We start from the raw sequence: 18,402 nt of genomic DNA, 5'->3' as shown, positions 1-18,402 counted from the left end.
AATTAAAAAATATGATGGTTTTAATGGGGTGATAGATTTGATTAATAATGAAATTGATATTGATGCGAGCCTGGTAGAGGTTGAATTAAAGAAGCAACTAGAATTTAACATAGAAGTAGAAAAATTAAAGGAAGCTTGTGAAATCATTAGTGAAGAAATTCTAAATTACATTGAAAAAAGAAAGGAAATCTCAAAATATATTTTAGAATATAGGAAAAAGGTAATTGAAGACTATAGAGATGATGAAGATATGGTAATAGAATATTTTGATCATGAAATATTTGTAAAGGAAGAGGCCTTCAAAACTATTGATAGAAGACTTAAGGAATTAACTGCACTCAAAAGCGTTCCTTATTTCGGAAGAATAGATTTCTCAGAAGAGGATTATGGTATTAGTAAAATGTATGTAGGAAGATTTGGAGTTACTCCAGAGAATACCTTTGAACCTTTAATAGTAGATTGGAGAGCTCCGGTTGCATCTTTATTTTATACTGGAGCTCTTGGAGAAGCTTTTTATGATGCTCCTAAGCAGAAAATACAAGTAAATATTTTAGCTAAAAGACAATTTATTATAAAAAAAGAAAAGCTTACTGGAATGTTTGACTCAGCATTAGATATAAAAGATGAAATACTCCAAATGGTGCTTAGTAGTAATGCGGAAGAAAAGCTTAAAGATATAATAATGACAATACAAAAGGAACAGGATGATTTAATAAGGCAACCAAGAACAAAAACTATTGTAGTGGATGGCGTTGCGGGTAGTGGTAAAACTACTATTGCTCTTCATCGAGTAGCATATTTGCTTTATAATTATAGAAAAATACTTGAAGATAAGGTTCTAATATTAGGTCCTAATAATGTGTTTATCGAATATATATCAACAGTTCTACCAAGCCTTGGAGAATCAGGAGTTAAGCAAACAACCTTTAGGGATTTCGCCTTTGATATTTTGGAGCTTAAGGAAGTAATGAGTCTAAAGGAATACATGGAAAAAGTGCTTAGTGGGGAAAAAGAATTTGCGCAGGATATTAAGTATAAAAATTCTATAGGGTTTAAGAGTTTTCTTGATGACGAAATTGAAAAATTGGACAAAGAATATTTTAAAATAGAAGATTTATTCTTTATGAAGGAATTAGTTTTATCTAAAAAAGACATAATGGAAATGTTTAATACTCATTATAAAACTATGCCCATATTTAGAAGAAGTAAGAAAATTAAAAGAATTATTTATTCTAAGATTAGTGATGCTAGAGATGAAAAAGTTAGATTTATACAAAAGGAATATGAAAAAACTGTATCGTCTTTTTCAGAGGTTGAGCAGGGTTATAAAATAAATGATTTAGATTTTAATAGAAGGCTTAAAATTAGAGAGGTTATTAAAGCGGTATTAGAACTAAAATCAAGCCTTACATGGCTTGATAATGGAAACTGTGTTGATTTGTACAACAAAATTAATGGATATAAAAGATTAACTGAAAATGATTTAGGTGGTATATTATACTTTAAAATTAGGCTAGAAGGAATAAAAATCTCTGAGGAAATAAAACATGTAGTAATAGATGAAGCTCAGGATTATAATCAACTTCAATTCTTAGTAATAAAGGAATTAACAAGATGTTCTTCCTTAACCATAGTTGGAGATAGCAATCAAAGATTAATACCATATGAGGGAAAGCTACCTATGCACGATTTGAAAAACATACTTCCACATTGTAATGTTCAGGAGTTTAGGTTAAACACTAGCTATAGGTCAACGAAGGAGATTATGGAGTATGCTAATAAATATCTGAATGCAGAGCCTATTGTTCCCTTAGTACGAAATGGTGAAATAGTAACGGAAAAATTCATTACTGATGAAGATGAACTTAAAGAATTTATTCTTAAAAAAGTTGAAGATTTTAAAAGCAAGACTTTTGAGAATATTGCTATTATCTGCAAAGATATAAAAGAAACAGAAAAAATCTTTGAGTTAATTAATGAAATTACGGGTGTTAAAATTATAGACAAAGAAAATGCGATATATCATAGCGGAATTGTGGTGCTTCCTTCATATTTTGCCAAAGGCTTAGAGTTTGATGCAGTTATCATGGTATTAAATCAGCCGAGTGATATAGCTGAAGCTAAAGCTAATAGTCTGTTTAGTGAATATAAACAAGAAGATAAACTTAGATATGTTATGGCAACTAGAGCATTACATGAACTTCATGTGGTTCAAAAAAAACTAATGTAGATTTTAAAAACAAAAACAAAAGAAAGATATTATTTCGTTTATAATTAATTTAGAAAATCCATAAAATACTATTGAAATTTATTTTAATTCTGATATAATAAAATTATAAACAGAAATTAAACGTATTCAAAAATTTATAAACTAATGTTTCTGAGATATTCGTGAAGCTCTTATTTTCAACCTACAGTATTAATACGGGAGTTCAAGATCTAGGTGTGGATTTGACCTATAAGACCAATTTCTAATTGGCAAGGACTGTTAAACATCTCTGAGGACACCCACCTATCGAAAAGATAGGTGTAAAAATTGGGGCAACGGTATTTTGGATTATAAATTTAAAGTTTTGATTAATTCATGAAAGAGATAGAGATATCTCTTTTTTTATTTTGATATAAATTATGAATTACATTTCTTATGGTATAATTACTCTATATTAATAAGGCATTTTAGAAACAAAAAGTATGTGGTGCCAAATATAGAGGTGTTATTAGATGAGAGAAGATAAAATACTTAAAATGATAGAGAGTAACCCAATTGTTATAAAAAACATTGAAAACCCCAGTGATGAAATGAAAATCATGGCTATAAAGAAAGATGGAATAATGATACGCTATTTAAGAAAGCCTACAAAAGAAATGCAGGAAATGGCGATAAAAAGCAATTCAAGGGCAATTGAATTTATAGAAAATCCAACTTATGATATGAGCAAATATGTTGTGTCAAATATTTGGAATAATTTGCAATATATTGAAAATCCTAATGAAGAGTTGATAAAAGCAGGTATAGCGCAAAAGGGTTATGCAATAAAATATGCCATAAAGCCAAGTGTGTTACTTCAAAAATTAGCTATAGAAAAAGATTATGACGCTATAAAATACATAGAAGACCCAATTGAAGAAGTACAGCTTTTAGCTATAAAAATAAATTATAATGCTTTAAGATATATAGAAAATGCGACTTTAAGTGCAGAAATATTGGCAATTACTGAAAATGAAGCTGCAATAAAATTCATAGTAAATATAGATGAAAATAAAAAAATATTGTTTTTAAAACATAATGTTTTGGTAATGAAATATTTTATTAACGACTTACCAAGGGATGTTGTTGAACAGGCTTTTAAAGAGGTTTTATCTAAAGAAGAAGTATCAGAAAAATATGTAAGAAATTTTATAAATTGTGAAAGTATAAATGAAAAATATGAAAATATATCTATGGATAAAATTATCTTTATTTATAAATATGGCAGTGAAACTTGTAAAAGAATAGCAGTTGATGAAAAACTTAATACGATATAGAACTGAATATGATTAGAAGGGATAAATTATGAATTTTAAGGATACAATGCAAAGTGTAGATCTTGTTATACAAACGAATGAAGTACCTTTAATTGTAGGTGAAAGTGGTATAGGAAAAACTGCATTAGCGAAAACACTTGCAAATATAAAAGGCTGGAGCCTTGTTACTATAGATGGAAATCTTTTAAAAGAAGGAGAAATAGGTGGCCTACCAACAGTTGAGAATTATAGTTTTAAAGATGCTTACGGTAAGGAAGTACGCTCTAAAAATACTGTTTACGCAGTTCACACAAAGTTACAAGAAATAGATAGTTTAATAAGGGAAGGCAAAGAGGTATTTCTATTTATTGATGAAATAAATCGTTGTGAGCATACGGTTCAACAGGAACTTATGAATCTTATTCTTAATAGAGAGATAAACGGATATAAGCTTAATGAAAAAGTAAAAATTTTAGCTGCGATGAATCCTTCTAGTAAATATGGGGAGGATTTCGATTATCAAGTAGTTGATATGGATGCTGCGCAAGAAAATAGATTTGTTTTATTAAATATGGAATGTGATTCATTAGTATGGCTGACCTGGGCTACAACAAATGACCTAGAACCAAAGGTTATTGAATTTATATCTACTTTCCCAGAATATTTACTTAGTAATCAAAAGGATGAGCAAATAACAGCAACCCCGAGAAGTTATGAACGGGTTTCTAAAATTTATAAAATTTATAAAGAAAATAAAGATACAATTCATAAAAGGATATTTTTGAATATACTAAAAGGAAATTTAGGTAATAATATAGCACATGAATTTATGGCATTTGCACAGGAAGATAATAAACCTCTAATTACCTATGACGATGTATTTGCCGATGAGAAATTATCTTTAGATATAGTATCAAGATTAAAAAAAGAAAGCCATACTAGATTATATCTAATTGCAAAGAATATTTTGAACATTCTAGATAAGAAAGAAATTTTAAATAATCATATAAATAGATTTGTAGAATTCCTGGGGTTTTATCCTGTAGACTTAGGTATAGGGATTATGCAGGATATGAAAGAAAACACTAATAATGTCTATAAGTTATGTCTTAAAAATGATGCTTTTATTGAAATGTATTTTAAGGCTTATAATGAGATAAAAGGCTAGGTGGAATTATGGGGAGAAAATTTGAAAGTCTTAAAAGTAAACTTTATGACGAAATTTCTAATGTAAAAAGTATAAAAGATATGCCAAAGGATTTTACAGAAGATTTCTTAAGACTTGTTACTATAGTTAATTTTATGCTCATAGAAGATAATGAAAACTTTTATGGGTATTTTCTGCTTCAAATGTCTAGAGAGGTAAAATATGATATAACTACGCCTACAGCTGTAAATTTTAAATTATCCAGGTATGTTATTTATTTTAATCCATATATATTTTTAAATCTCTCAGCGGATCAGATGAAGAGCACTATTAAACATGAGATTTATCACGTATTGTCCTTTCATTTAAATCGCGTTAAGGGTCTTAAAACAAAATATAGTTCGCTTGCTATTAATATGGCGATGGATATAGTAGTAAATCAATTTATAGATTATCTGCCACCATTTGCTACAACAATAGACGGGATAAATTTTAAGTATAAATTGAATTTACAACCTTATATGACTATGGAGTCTTATGCAAAGACCATTCAAGGAGCACTAGACCTATTAGAAGAAGAGGATGAGAGTGAAGAGGATGAATCTAAGGAGGAGAGTATAGAAAAAGAATATGATGTCTCTAAAACTCATGATCTATGGGAAGAGTCCATAGAGGGAGATGAGGAGAACCTTGAGAATTTCACTCAAAAATTTGCAGCATTTGCAGAGAAGGGAAAAGTTCCTCTTTATTTAGAGGGTATTCTCAAGGGACTTAAGAGTGAAAAAGGAGAAATTCCTTGGAATTTATTTATAAAAAAAATAATGGGAACATTGGAAAGTGATAAAAAAAAGACTGTATCAAGGAGAAGTAGACGTCAACCTAATAGATTAGATTTAAGAGGAGAACTTAGTGGACATACAGCTAAAATCACACTGGCAATTGACATAAGTGGTAGCATAAGTGACGAGGAATTTCATGGAGCAATAAAGGAGGTTTTTAATATTGTAAAAACCTATAAGCATGAAATAACATTAATAGAATGTGACTCGCAAATAAGGCAAGTATATAAGGTTAAATCCTTTAATAGTATAAGAAAACGCTGTAGTAGTCGCGGTGGTACAAAATTTACACCGGTGTTTAAGTATGTAAACAATACTGATACCAACATATTAATATATTTTACGGATGGAAAAGGGGAAGAAACTCTAGGTGTAATGCCAAAAGGTTACAAGGTATTATGGGTTATATCAGGACGTGGAGATAAACTTTCATTAAGGGAACCAATTGGGACGTTAAAAAGACTAAAACCTGTAGAGATAATAGAGGATAATGAAGAAAGATTAGATATAATGGTTGATGGATTTTCTATGAATAGCCATGAGCCAATATATTAGGTAGATAAAGTATGAAACCAACACGAATTATGTAATAGCTTTATCTCAATAGCAAAGATATAATTAAAGTGTTCATGGAATAAAATTAAATAATAAAATAAGTTAAAGGCGGATATATATGAAAAATTTAAAGATGATATTAGAATATGATGGAAGTAGATATAAAGGATGGCAAAAACAAGGAGATAACGATTTAACAGTTCAAGGTAAAATAGAAAAAACATTATCTGAAATGGCGGGTGAGATTATACAAGTTTCAGGTTGTGAAAGAAGTGATGTAGGGGTACATGCTGAGAATTATATGGCTAACTTTCATACTAATTGTGACTTAAGTATAGAAGCTATGCTGGATTATCTACATGAGTTTTTACCAACGGATATAGAAGTAAAATCAATAGTAGAAGCAAGTGAAAAATTCCATGCGGGGTATAACATAAAATCAATAACTTATGTGTACAAAATAAATAATAATGAATTAAGAGATGTGTTTAATAGAAAATATGTGTATCATTCTGAGGTAAAACTTAATTTAGAACAAATGAGAATTACAGCAGAGTCTTTAGTTGGGACTCATGACTTTCAGTATTTAGCCACAGCAGCTACGAGTAATAAATCTACAATTAAAACTATTAATTATATAAATATATCAGAAAAAAACGGCATTGTTGAAATAGAAATTAATGCAGATGAGTTCTTATGGAATATGGTAAGAATTACTATAGGAAGCCTTCTAGAAGTAGGTAAAGGAAAAATTAAGGCATTGGATATAGAAAAATTGTTAAATGAAGAAACTGCGTCAGAATATATTCCAATGGCTAAGGCAAAAGGATTATCTTTAAGAAATGTTGAATATTAATATTAAATGTCAATAGGTTTATTGTTATAGCATTGGTAGGAAGGTTATGTAAATATTTCATAATATATTGAATTAAATAGAGGATTTTCAAAGTATATGTAGAATTACAATAATTTGTGTAGATATTAAAATTATGTATTTAATTAGAATTTTATAAGTATTATAAAATGAACTGGTGGGCTAATAGTAATTTATAAATGGGGGGATGAAATGTTTAATTCTCAGAAGAAAAAAATACTTGCAACTATTATATTCCTTACATCTTTGTGTACGATAACTTTTGTAATAATATCATACTTTACAGTTCAATCAGCGGTAACAAGTCAAATGAAATACGATGGGACAACCTTAATAGGGACTGTTAGTAGTAAAATAAAGGGATATAGCTTAACCGAAAAAGATAAGATAGCAGCTATAATTTCAGAGGTGAAGAAAGAGGGAAATGGTAACATTAATTATGTGTCTCTAGTTGATACAAATATGAAGATGATTGTTAGCAGTGATGATGTGGCCGCCACTGCTAATAATAATGTAACAAAGAGTAGCTCAAGCACAGATACAGTATCAGCGGCTACCAAGCAGGGAAACGTTTCCACAGTAGTAACAGAAGCAAAGACTGAAGGTTTCATATTTAATGCTCCAGACGGAACTAAGGTTTACAACGTATCAACACCTTTTTATGATAATTCTAAAATAGTGGGAACACTTAATATTGGAATATCTCTTGCGAATATGTACAGTGTAATACGGGCGTCTATTATTTCGACATTAGCTATATCTCTAGGAATTCAGGTATTAGCGTTAGTGATTGGAATTATAATTTCTAAAAGTATATCCATGCCACTAATTAGAATTGTAGATAAACTTGAATATTTCGCGCGCGGTGATTTAACAGTGAGTTTTGAGAGCAAAAATAAAGATGAGATAAAAAAACTTACGGATGGGCTTAATAAAAGCGTGCATATTTTAAAAAACACTATATCACGTATAAAAGATACTGTTTCAGGTCTTAATAATATATCCTTCGATTTAACAGCTTCGGGGCAAGAAGCAGCAGCCTCTAGTGAGGAGGTATCTCAAGCTATAAATGGTGTGTTTAAAGGTATGGCAGAACAAACCACAAATATTAGTGAGATTGCAGTAGTAATAGATAGATTTGGCCAAAGATTAGATGATATTCAGGTTAAAGTAAAATTACTATCTGAAAGTACAGTAGAAATTAAAGGGAGCGCTGATAATGGGGCAATTAAGCTTCATGAATTAGTTGAATCCATACATGATGTACAGAATTCTTTTGGGCTTACAGAAAAAGGAATTAAGTATCTTGGCACTAATGTGGGTAAAATAAGTGAAATAACAAATGTAATAAATAACGTGGCTGAGCAGACTAATCTTCTTGCATTAAATGCTGCAATTGAGGCTGCTAGAGCAGGAGAAGCTGGAAAAGGTTTTGCTGTTGTTGCAGAAGAAATAAGAAAACTTTCAAAGCAGGTACTAGAATCATCAATGAATATAAATGAGCTTATCCAATTAGTAGATAATGGAACGTCCGAGGTCTCAGAATTAACAATAGTTTTATCAGGGAAACTTGGTAATCAAATGAAAATTATTGAAGGTACTGTAGACTCTTTCAAAAGCATTCAAAATGAAGTTAATAGTACGATCCCTCAGATGAATGAGGCATATAAAGCTTTGACCAGTTCAGTAGAAGAACAGGGCATTATTAAAAGTAGAGCTCAAGAATTGGCAGTGGTATCAAGAGAAGTATCAACTTCTACAGAAGAAATTTCTTCTGCTGCTACAAAGCAATCAGAGAATATTACAAAACTTTCGACTACAGCCCAAGATCTAAATACTATGGCGGAAGGTTTAAATAGCGAGGTTGAAAAATTTAAAGTATAAATAAATGTCTCAAAATGATTGAATAAATCATTTTTGATAATTTTTATTCATAAAAAGGAAAACACCAAAGTTTTATAAACTTTGGTGTTTTCCTTTTTCACGATACAGTTTTATTGAACTGTTACTATTTCATACTCATCAGTACCAAAGCCAATAGATTTTGCATGATCTATTCCAACTTTCCAATTTGTATCAGGATGGATGTTTGAAAATTTATCATCACCTTCATGATAATGGTTATCTGAAAGCTCAGTTGCATATAATGCTGTTGCTTTGTTTACCATATCAACGCAGGCTTGATCTAGGGCTACAGGGTCAAAGGATGCTGCTATACCTATATCTGGAACAATTGCCACATCGTTTTCGGGCGAACAGTCACAGTTAGGTGAAACATTCATTATAAAGCTAATATGAAAATTTGGTTTATCTTTAATAACTGCATAAGTATATTCTGCAATTTTTTCATTAGCACTATCAGCAGATTCATTCCACTTTATTGTTGCGGATCCATAGCGACATACGGCAACACATTGGCCACAACCTACGCATTTGTCATAATCTATAATTGCTTTTTTATTTTCATCAAAGGAAATTGCTCCATGTAAACAATTTTGAATACACTTTCCACAGGCTACACATTTATTATGTTTCATAAATGGCTTTGAAGCAGAATGCATTTCAAGTTTTCCTCCAACTGAACCTGATCCCATACCTAAATTCTTTAATGTTCCACCAAAACCGGTCATTTCATGACCTTTAAAATGTGTCATGGAAATAATTACATCAGAATCTGCAATGGCAGAACCTATTTTAGCAGTTTTGCAATGTTTTTGGTGGATTGGAATTTCTCTATAATCTCCACCCTTTAACCCATCGGCTATAATTAAGTTACAGCCAACTGAAATTGGATTAAACCCATTTTCCATAGCAGATTCAATATGGTCTATAGCGTTATGTCTTCTTCCTGAGTATAAAGTATTTGAATCAGTAAGAAAAGGTTTGCCACCAAGCTCTTTAACAAGTTTAACAATTCTCGCAGCGTAGTTTGGTCTAATGTAGGAAAGATTTCCAGGTTCTCCAAAATGAATTTTTATAGCTACAAATTTATCTTTAAAATCAATATTTTTAATACCCGCCACATCTACAAGTTTTTGAAGTTTATCTAATAAATTATATCCTGGTTTTGTTCTTAAGTTTGTAAAGTATACTTTTGATTTTTCCATTAATTTACCTCCTTGATCTTTTAATAATCTTATAAAATTTTAATCACATATTCTATTATTATAACATATTGTAACTTGTTATTTCTTTTTTATTGTATAGCTTATAGTTTAATAATATTTTAGTTTATGAGATTAAATTTTATTTGTTTTCATTATTTCTAAAATAATTTTTGGTTTTAATGACTTGAAATATAAGATATAAAATGCTGTAATAGTTTACATTTTATATCTATAAACCCTTTGAGTAGAATACTTTAACATGTGCCCATTTATTTTTAAAATATGCATTGACATATAATATTTATGGGATTATAATATGATTCGTAAGCTAAATAAACGTACACGAAACATTTGTACGCGAAATACATTTCAAGGTGGTGATAAAGTGGAAACATTAAATGAAAGCATAGAAGTTGCGAAACTTTTTCAAGAGGTTATGCAGTTATTTAAACATAGCATGCACAAAGTGCTTAATGATACAGGTATGTCTGCGCCCCAAGGTATGGTTTTGGGACTTTTAAGTAAAAAAAAGAAGATGAAGATAACTGAACTTAGCAATGCACTTTGCTTATCAAATAGTACAGTATCTGGAATTATAGACAGGCTTGAGAAGCAGGGGATGGTAATAAGGGAAAGAAGCGATGAGGATAAGAGAGTAGTTTATGTAACTGTAGCACCAGAGTTTAAAGATATGCATAAAATTTTCCATGGACAGTTTGAAAAAAACCTTGCTAATGTAATGAGTAAGGGAAATGCAGAGGAAATTCATAAAATATTTGAAGGTTTAGATACACTTAAGAAGCTTTTAAGTTATCAAGAAAAATAAAGCCATAATAAAGCAACAGATATAAGACAATAAAGATTAGTAATAACAATGAATGGGGATGATATTTTTGATTAAATTATTTAGGTTTCTAAAACAGTACACATTACAGATAGTAGCAATAGTTATATTAATTTTTACTCAAGTACTAGCTAACCTTTATTTGCCAACATTAATGGCAGATATAGTTGATAAAGGTATAGTGCAAAAGAATGTAGTTCAAACTATTTCATTTTTGGGATATAGTGGATCTTATAAGGGGACAGATTATATTATTAGAATAGGAATAATTATGCTGATAATTTCAGCAGGTGGTGTTATATGCTCTGTTATATCCGCATTCTTATCGTCAAAAACTTCTGTAGGACTTGGTAGGATTATTCGTAATAAATTGTTTACTAAAGTTGAAGGCTTTTCACTACATGAGTTCGATAAGGTTGGTACTGCCACACTTATAACAAGGACTACAAATGACGTTACTCAGGTTCAAACAGCAACAGTAATGATATTTTCTATTATGCTTTTTGCACCTCTAACTGCTATAGGTGGTATTGTTATGGCTTTAAGAGAAGATACACAACTAACTTGGATTTTCGCAGTTGTAATTCCACTGCTTGGAATTATTATTGGAATAACTCTTAAGTTTGCAATGCCGTTATTTAAATTAATGCAAGTAAAAATAGATAAATTGAATCTTGTGTTACGTGAGTCACTTACTGGTATTAGAGTTGTACGTGCATTTAATCGTATAGATACTGAAAAAGCTAGATTTGATGATGCTAACACTGATCTTATGAATAATGCTGTAAAAGTTAATAAAATTATGGCGTTTTTATTGCCAATAATGATGTTAATTATGAATGTAACAACAGTTGGTATTATATGGTTCGGTGGTAAAAGAATAGATGCCGGAAGTATGGAAGTTGGTTCATTAATAGCATTTATGCAATACGGAATGCAAATTTTATTCGGATTCTTAATGCTTGCTATGGTATTTATAATGATACCAAGAGCACAAGCATCTGCAATAAGAATAAATGAAGTATTAGAAATGGAACCTGAAATCATTGATCCAAAGAAATTTATATCGGCTGATAAACAAAGTGGATTTGTTGAATTTAAGGATGTAACATTTAGCTACCCAGGTGCAGATCAACCAGCTATTAGCAACATATCATTTAGTACAAGACCTGGTGAGACAACAGCTATTATTGGTGGTACAGGTTCTGGTAAATCAACTCTTATAAACTTAATACCTCGTTTTTATGATGCAACTAGTGGACAGGTATTGGTTGATGGGGTGGATGTACGCGAAATGAGCCAGGAAAGTTTACGTTCTAAAATAGGTTTTGTTCCTCAAAATACTGTACTCTTTACAGGAACTATTGCAGAAAACATTAAATATGGTAGGAGTAATGCTACTACTGAGGAAATTCAGCATGCAGCAACGGTAGCACAAGCTACAGACTTTATTAATGAAACGAAAGAAGGATATGACCATCTTATTGCCCAAGGAGGAACGAATGTTTCTGGTGGACAAAAACAGCGTCTATCTATAGCACGTGCATTAGTTAGAAAACCTGAAATATATATTTTTGATGATAGTTTTTCAGCACTTGATTTTAAAACTGATGCAAAACTACGTGCAGCACTTAAAAAAGAAACTGCGGATTCTACAGTAATAATCATTGCCCAAAGAGTTGCAACAGTTATGGACGCAGATAGAATTATAGTAATAGACGATGGTGCTATTTGCGGCATGGGAACTCACAAGGAACTTTTATCTAGTTGTAAGATATATCATGAGATTGTATCTTCGCAGCTTTCAGAGGAGGAATTATCATGAGCGAAAACAATAAGAACAAACAACAACCGCGTAGAGGAGGCATGGGGGGAGGCCCAATGGGATCCTTCGCAGGGCCCAAAGTTAAAGCAAAAGATTTCAAAGGTACATTAAAAAGGCTTTTAAGTTATTTAAAACCTCAAAGAACTAATTTTATTTTAGTTTTTATATTTGCAATAGTTAGTACTGTTTTTACAATAGTTGGACCTAAGGTTTCAGCAAAAGCCATAGATAAATTATTTGAAGGTATAATGAGTAAATTTGGGCTAATTCAACTACATGTGCAGCAAGATAAGATAGCAGCTTTATTAAAAGCTAATCCAGCAGCTGCAAAAAGTCCAAAAGTAATTGATGGCCTCGCCCAAATTAAAGCAGGAATTTCAAAAATTATGGATATTAATGGTGGAATGATAGATTTCACATATATCCGAAATATTATTCTTTTATTACTTGGATTATATGTAGTAAGTACTATTTTTGGTTTCCTCCAACAATATATAATGGCTGGAGTTGCTCAGAAAACTGTTTACAACCTACGTAAAGAAGTTGAAGATAAGCTTTCAAGGCTACCACTTAAATTCTTTGACTCAAAAACTCATGGTGAGATATTAAGTCGTGTTACAAATGATGTTGATAATATATCAACAACGCTTCAACAAAGTCTTACTCAGCTTATTACAGCTATTGTTACAATCGTTGGTATTGTCATTATGATGCTCACAATAAGCCCAATTATGACACTGGTTGTTATTTTAACTTTACCACTATACATCCTTGTGACAGCTTTTGTTGCAAAACGGTCTCAAAAGTTCTTTGCTGCTCAGCAAAAGGAAATTGGAGCACTTAATGGTCATGTTGAGGAAATGTATACTGGTCACAAGATTGTTAAATCCTTTGGACATGAGAAGGATTCTATAGAAGAGTTTAGGAGCATTAATGACAGGTTATATAACGCAGGTTGGAAAGCTCAGTTTATATCAGGAATAATAATGCCTATGATGAGATTTGTTAGTAATATAGGTTATGTAGTAGTTTGCGTTGTTGGTGGATATTTAGCAACACAAGGAAAAATTTCTATAGGTAATATTCAAGCCTTTATCCAATATTCTAGTCAGTTTACTCAACCAATAGTTCAAACTGCAAACATTGCAAATATTATTCAATCAACAGTAGCTTCAGCTGAACGTATTTTTGAATTATTAGATGAAGTCGAAGAGGTTGTTGAAACTAATAATGCTAAAGTTATTGAATTACCTAAGGGTGAAGTTAAGTTTGAACATGTTAACTTTAGTTATAAAGCAGATGAACCACTTATTACAGATATGAACCTTGATGTAAGACGCGGTCATACAATTGCAATTGTTGGACCAACAGGTGCTGGTAAAACTACTCTTGTTAACTTGCTTATGCGGTTCTATGAAATAGATGCAGGTAAAATTACAGTTGATGGAGTGGACATAAGAGACATAAAACGTGGGGAATTACGTAGTATGTTTGGGATGGTACTTCAGGACACGTGGCTCTTTAATGGAACTATAATGGAAAATATCGCTTATGGCAGAGAGGGAGCAACTGAGGATGAAGTTATTAAAGCGGCAAGAGCAGCACATGCTCATCACTTTATTAAGACCCTTCCTGATGGATATAAGACAATACTAAATGAAGAAGCTTCAAATATATCTCAAGGTCAAAAACAGCTTCTTACTATAGCTAGGGCAATACTTGCAAATCCAACTATTATGATACTTGATGAAGCTACAAGCAGCGTTGACTCAAGAACAGAAGTTTATATACAAACTGCCATGACAGAGCTAATGCAAAACAGAACAAGTTTTGTAATTGCACATAGACTTTCTACGATTAGAGACGCCGAGTTAATTCTTGTTATGAATAAGGGAACCATCATTGAGATGGGTAACCATAATGAACTTCTTGCCAAGAATGGCTTCTATGCAGATCTTTATAATAGTCAGTTTAGTGGGGCAAACCTAGATAATGAAGTAATATAAATAAAAAACACTGTAGAAAAAATATCTACAGTGTTTTTTTGTGAAGTTTTCAGTTTTCCCTCTTATGCAATAAAAATTACAGGTTGAGTAAAATCAAACTGTAATTTTTTTGTTAAATAATATGAAAGATTTTAAGTATTATAAGTATAACAACAATTCCACCTATTAATGACAACATATATTATAGACTCCTTTTTACTTTTAAATTAAAATTTATTTTTATATATAAAATAAATTTTCACAATATGTATTTTATAACTATTGTGTGCAATTCAATATAAATAATACATATGATTATAATAAAAATTTAAGTTTTTTGATATAATGTTTATAATACAACTATCTATCTAAACTGGTAAATATAAAAAAGAGGTTGAATTTTATGAGCGTTTGGCTGAAGAACATTAATTAATTCGATCATATCTATAGTTTGAAAATTGATTTCCAAACTTACCTTATCATAATGCACTTTTATTATACATATTAATAATATAAAGAATAAATGAGGTGATACTTTGGAAATTTACAATGTTAGAAGTGGTGATAGTATATTTTCTATAGCTCAAAAATATGTCGTATCTAGTCAATCTATCGTAAATATAAATGGCTTAACAGAGCCCCAAAAATTAGTAATAGGAATGAATTTAGTTATTCCTACACAATCTCTTTATGACATGCAACAGTCAAAAACAACTATAGAAACTTTAGGATATTATACTCCGCCTTCTTATAAAGATGCAATTTCTCTGATAGATAATCTAGGACAATCATTCACTTACTTAGGGATTTATTACTTCCACGTTATTGCAACAGGCGATATAGTAGAAGATATAGATATAGATATATTAACAATTTCTTACGAGAAGAAAATATCTTTTCTTCCTGTGGTAACAAACATGAGTGAAAACAATTTTAGTAGCGAATTGGCTAGGACTATTATATCAAATCCAGTTGTTACAAATAATTTTGTAAATGGTATCCTTGAATTGCTTAAAAAATATGATTTACAAGGCATAAATATAGACTTTGAAAACTTATATCCTGTAGATAGAAATTTATTTACTGAATTTATTCGCATACTTTCGCAGGCACTTCATAAAAACAATAAAATACTTGTTTTAAATATTGCACCTAAATGGCAAGACTGGCCAGAAAAAGAGTGGGCTGGTTTTTTTGATTATAATGCTCTCGGACCATATATTGATATTGCTGCCATCATGACTTACGAGTGGGGTTGGCGTGAAGGGTCACCTAGACCAACTGCACCAATTAATTATATAAAACAGTCTTTGGATTATGCAATAGCTAATAACATACCTGCTAATAAAATTCTTATGGGGATGACTCTTTATGGCTATGATTGGAATACATCTAATGGTATAAAAAATATAGCAACTACTGTTACCCTTTCACAAGTATGGGATTTAGCAAGATTGCATAATGGAAGCATATATTTTGATGTAGAAACAAAACAACCTTATATGAATTATATTGATTTCAATAGAGAATATCATGTAGTATGGTTTGAGGATGCACTAAGTCATTACTGGAAATACCAGCTATTAAAAGACTTTAATTTAAGAGGTGCTTTCTATTGGACAATTAATCTACCTTTTCCATCAACTTGGTATATATTATCTAATATGTTTAACATAACAAAGTAAACAAAAGAGACACTGTAGAAAAAAATTCTATAGTGTCTCTTTTGAAACTTCTTCTTTTAATTTTGTATTTACTGTCCTATTCTAAAATAACCTTATATTCCCTAAGCCAAATATCTACTTGGACTAGATAAGCAAGAAGTTGTGGCCCCGTCATAAGTTGACCATACCAAGGTTTACCATATGATTTGCCACCTGAATCAACTATTTCCTGAACATATTTTTTGTCTATGAGTTGTAGAATAGGTGAGGATTTATCATTTATTATGCCATTCATTAGCTTTTGAACTGCTATAGTATAGCCTGGGTTATGGGTTTTTGGATACGGACTCTTTTTCCGCCAAAGCACATCATCTGGAAGCAGTCCTGTAAGAGCTTGACGTAGAACTCCTTTTTCACGATCTTTATAATATTTCATATCCATAGGAATATTATAGGCATATTCTACAAGTCTTTGGTCTGCAAAAGGAACTCTTACCTCAAGGCCGCTAGCCATACTCATTCTATCTTTTCTTGTAAGCAAGGTTATCATGAACCATTTTATATTTAAATAGAATAATTCTCTCATTCTATGCTCTCTGGGACTTTCACCAGGAAGTCCTGGAACATTACGAAGACTTTCATCATATTTTTCTTGAACATATTCCTCTAACGGAAGATTTTGAAGGTCTGGAGATAATATACTTTTTCTATCACTTACAAATTTAGACCAAGGAAAGGTGGTTGCATTTATATCTTCTTCACGTCTAAACCATGGGTAGCCACCGAAGAGCTCATCTGCGCACTCACCAGATAATGCAACTGTAGACTTTTTTCTTACCTCTTTGCAAAATAGATATAATGAGGAATCTACGTCAGCCATACCTGGCAAATCGGTAGCAACAACTGCATCTTTAAGATATGATGTTAGCTCAGGTGTATCAATTAGTATATCGTGATGATCTGATCCAATATAGTCTACCATTTTATAAATCCAGTCTGCATCTGTGTTTGGTTGAAATTCCGTAGGTTTAAAAAACTTTCTATTATCAACATAATCTATAGAATAAGTGTTTAAGTTTGGTAAATTATTCTTTTTAAAGTATGAAGAAGCTACGGCTGAAATTATACTAGAGTCAAGGCCACCGGATAAAAAGGTACACACTGGAACATCAGCAACAAGCTGCCTTTCTATTGAATCTACTAGCAAGGAACGCAAGTGTTCCGCAGTTGTAGCTAAATTCTCATCATGAGCTTTAGCGGTAAGTTTCCAATATTCCTTAGTTTTAAGGCCATCTTTACTATAAATCAAGCTAAATGAAGGTGGTAATTCTTTTATATTTTTAAAGATTCCACTACCAAGAGGTCTTGCAGGCCCAAAGCCAAAGAGTTCAGTAAGCCCTTGTTTATCAAGAATTGGATCTACCAATGGATGAGCTAAAAGAGTTTTTATTTCAGATCCAAAGATTAAGGAATTATCTTTTATTGTATAAAATAGAGGTTTAACTCCTAGGGGGTCTCTTGCTAGAAATAATGTTTGATGTTGCTCATTCCAAACCCCAAAGGCATAAATGCCATTTATATGTTTAACGCATTCGACCCCCCAAAAGATATAGGCTATTAAAAGCACTTCAGTATCGGAATAGGAGGAAAAACTAAATCCATTTTCTTTTAATATTTTCCTTACTTCTTCGGTATTATATAACTCACCATTATAAACAATGGTATAGGTATTATTTCCTATTTTTTTTGTCATTGGTTGTGCTCCACCTTCAGGGTCAACAACCACAAGACGTCTATGGCCTAAAATAGCATGTTTTGAAAAATGAAAACCACTAGCATCAGGTCCTCTTTTTTTTAAGGTATCAGTCATTTTAAAAAGTATTCTATCATCTTTTTCAATACTTGCATATAAATTTACCCATCCTGCAATGCCACACATTTTATCATCTCCTAAAATTAAATAACAGTGTCATATATATGTTATGTAAATCAAATTAAATGGTGTATAAAAAAATGTATTAACACTGTTCTTTATGTATATAGTGTAGTAAGAATATG

General features: G+C 31.1%; 12 protein-coding genes and 1 other RNA gene. 11 read left to right on the top strand and 2 right to left on the bottom strand.

The window, feature by feature from the left end:
* Positions 1 to 28 precede the first annotated feature (28 nt).
* The 7 genes from VIM70_RS17545 to VIM70_RS17515 all read left to right on the top strand — a co-directional run bounded on the left by VIM70_RS17545 (position 29) and on the right by VIM70_RS17515 (position 8,803).
* Entirely contained in the window at positions 29 to 2,230 is a 2,202-nt protein-coding gene (locus tag VIM70_RS17545; RefSeq protein WP_414648725.1) for a HelD family protein, read from the top strand.
* Between the two features lie 144 nt (positions 2,231 to 2,374).
* A non-coding RNA gene (gene ssrS / locus VIM70_RS17540) (6S RNA) lies at positions 2,375 to 2,563 on the top strand.
* 158 nt (positions 2,564 to 2,721) lie between these two features.
* The gene (locus VIM70_RS17535) at positions 2,722 to 3,525 is read left to right on the top strand and encodes a hypothetical protein (RefSeq protein ID WP_331947074.1); all 804 of its coding nucleotides are present in this window, start codon (positions 2,722 to 2,724) and stop codon (positions 3,523 to 3,525) included.
* Between the two features lie 28 nt (positions 3,526 to 3,553).
* Positions 3,554 to 4,672 (top strand): ATP-binding protein, encoded by a 1,119-nt coding sequence (locus tag VIM70_RS17530; RefSeq protein ID WP_331947073.1) that lies wholly within the window; start codon positions 3,554 to 3,556, stop codon positions 4,670 to 4,672.
* Between the two features lie 8 nt (positions 4,673 to 4,680).
* The gene (locus tag VIM70_RS17525; RefSeq protein ID WP_331947072.1) at positions 4,681 to 6,045 is read left to right on the top strand and encodes a VWA-like domain-containing protein; all 1,365 of its coding nucleotides are present in this window, start codon (positions 4,681 to 4,683) and stop codon (positions 6,043 to 6,045) included.
* Positions 6,046 to 6,163: 118 nt separating this feature from the next.
* Positions 6,164 to 6,901 (top strand): tRNA pseudouridine(38-40) synthase TruA, encoded by a 738-nt coding sequence (gene truA, locus VIM70_RS17520; protein WP_331947071.1) that lies wholly within the window; start codon positions 6,164 to 6,166, stop codon positions 6,899 to 6,901.
* A gap of 210 nt (positions 6,902 to 7,111) precedes the next feature.
* Positions 7,112 to 8,803, top strand: a complete 1,692-nt coding sequence (locus tag VIM70_RS17515) for a methyl-accepting chemotaxis protein (protein ID WP_331947070.1) — start codon at positions 7,112 to 7,114, stop codon at positions 8,801 to 8,803.
* Between the two features lie 110 nt (positions 8,804 to 8,913).
* On the opposite strand, the gene VIM70_RS17510 is transcribed toward VIM70_RS17515, so the two are convergent.
* On the bottom strand, positions 8,914 to 10,026 hold the full coding sequence (locus VIM70_RS17510; protein WP_331947069.1) for a DUF362 domain-containing protein: 1,113 nt from the start codon (positions 10,024 to 10,026) through the stop codon (positions 8,914 to 8,916).
* Positions 10,027 to 10,411: 385 nt separating this feature from the next.
* On the opposite strand from VIM70_RS17510, the gene VIM70_RS17505 reads away from it, so the two are divergent.
* From VIM70_RS17505 to VIM70_RS17490, 4 genes are all read left to right on the top strand, one after another.
* Positions 10,412 to 10,852: a MarR family transcriptional regulator gene (locus tag VIM70_RS17505; RefSeq protein ID WP_331947068.1), complete on the top strand. Its 441-nt coding sequence runs from the start codon at positions 10,412 to 10,414 to the stop codon at positions 10,850 to 10,852.
* A gap of 67 nt (positions 10,853 to 10,919) precedes the next feature.
* Positions 10,920 to 12,695, top strand: a complete 1,776-nt coding sequence (locus VIM70_RS17500) for an ABC transporter ATP-binding protein (RefSeq protein WP_331947067.1) — start codon at positions 10,920 to 10,922, stop codon at positions 12,693 to 12,695.
* Positions 12,692 to 14,701 carry an ABC transporter ATP-binding protein gene (locus tag VIM70_RS17495; RefSeq protein ID WP_331947066.1) on the top strand — a complete coding sequence of 670 codons (2,010 nt, stop codon included), beginning with the start codon at positions 12,692 to 12,694 and terminating at the stop codon, positions 14,699 to 14,701. The genes VIM70_RS17500 and VIM70_RS17495 overlap by 4 nt, the downstream gene beginning before the upstream one ends.
* Before the next feature lie 515 nt (positions 14,702 to 15,216).
* Positions 15,217 to 16,365 carry a glycosyl hydrolase family 18 protein gene (locus VIM70_RS17490; RefSeq protein WP_331947065.1) on the top strand — a complete coding sequence of 383 codons (1,149 nt, stop codon included), beginning with the start codon at positions 15,217 to 15,219 and terminating at the stop codon, positions 16,363 to 16,365.
* 76 nt (positions 16,366 to 16,441) lie between these two features.
* Here VIM70_RS17490 and asnB read toward each other — a convergent pair whose 3' ends face one another.
* Positions 16,442 to 18,283 carry an asparagine synthase (glutamine-hydrolyzing) gene (gene asnB / locus VIM70_RS17485; RefSeq protein ID WP_331947064.1) on the bottom strand — a complete coding sequence of 614 codons (1,842 nt, stop codon included), beginning with the start codon at positions 18,281 to 18,283 and terminating at the stop codon, positions 16,442 to 16,444.
* Positions 18,284 to 18,402: the final 119 nt, after the last annotated feature.

This window comes from Clostridium sp., from assembly GCF_036569345.1.
GTDB lineage: Bacteria > Bacillota > Clostridia > Clostridiales > Clostridiaceae > Clostridium_AD.
Note: the sequence above shows the minus strand (reverse complement) of the source record. Positions and strands in the feature narration are given on the sequence as shown.

Coding starts and splice junctions, on each gene's coding strand:
- VIM70_RS17535 (WP_331947074.1), top strand. CDS start 2,722: ATGAGAGAAGATAAAATACTTAAAATGATAGAGAGTAACCCAATTGTT.
- VIM70_RS17530 (WP_331947073.1), top strand. CDS start 3,554: ATGAATTTTAAGGATACAATGCAAAGTGTAGATCTTGTTATACAAACG.
- VIM70_RS17525 (WP_331947072.1), top strand. CDS start 4,681: ATGGGGAGAAAATTTGAAAGTCTTAAAAGTAAACTTTATGACGAAATT.
- truA (WP_331947071.1), top strand. CDS start 6,164: ATGAAAAATTTAAAGATGATATTAGAATATGATGGAAGTAGATATAAA.
- VIM70_RS17515 (WP_331947070.1), top strand. CDS start 7,112: ATGTTTAATTCTCAGAAGAAAAAAATACTTGCAACTATTATATTCCTT.
- VIM70_RS17510 (WP_331947069.1), bottom strand. CDS start 10,026: ATGGAAAAATCAAAAGTATACTTTACAAACTTAAGAACAAAACCAGGA.
- VIM70_RS17495 (WP_331947066.1), top strand. CDS start 12,692: ATGAGCGAAAACAATAAGAACAAACAACAACCGCGTAGAGGAGGCATG.
- asnB (WP_331947064.1), bottom strand. CDS start 18,283: ATGTGTGGCATTGCAGGATGGGTAAATTTATATGCAAGTATTGAAAAA.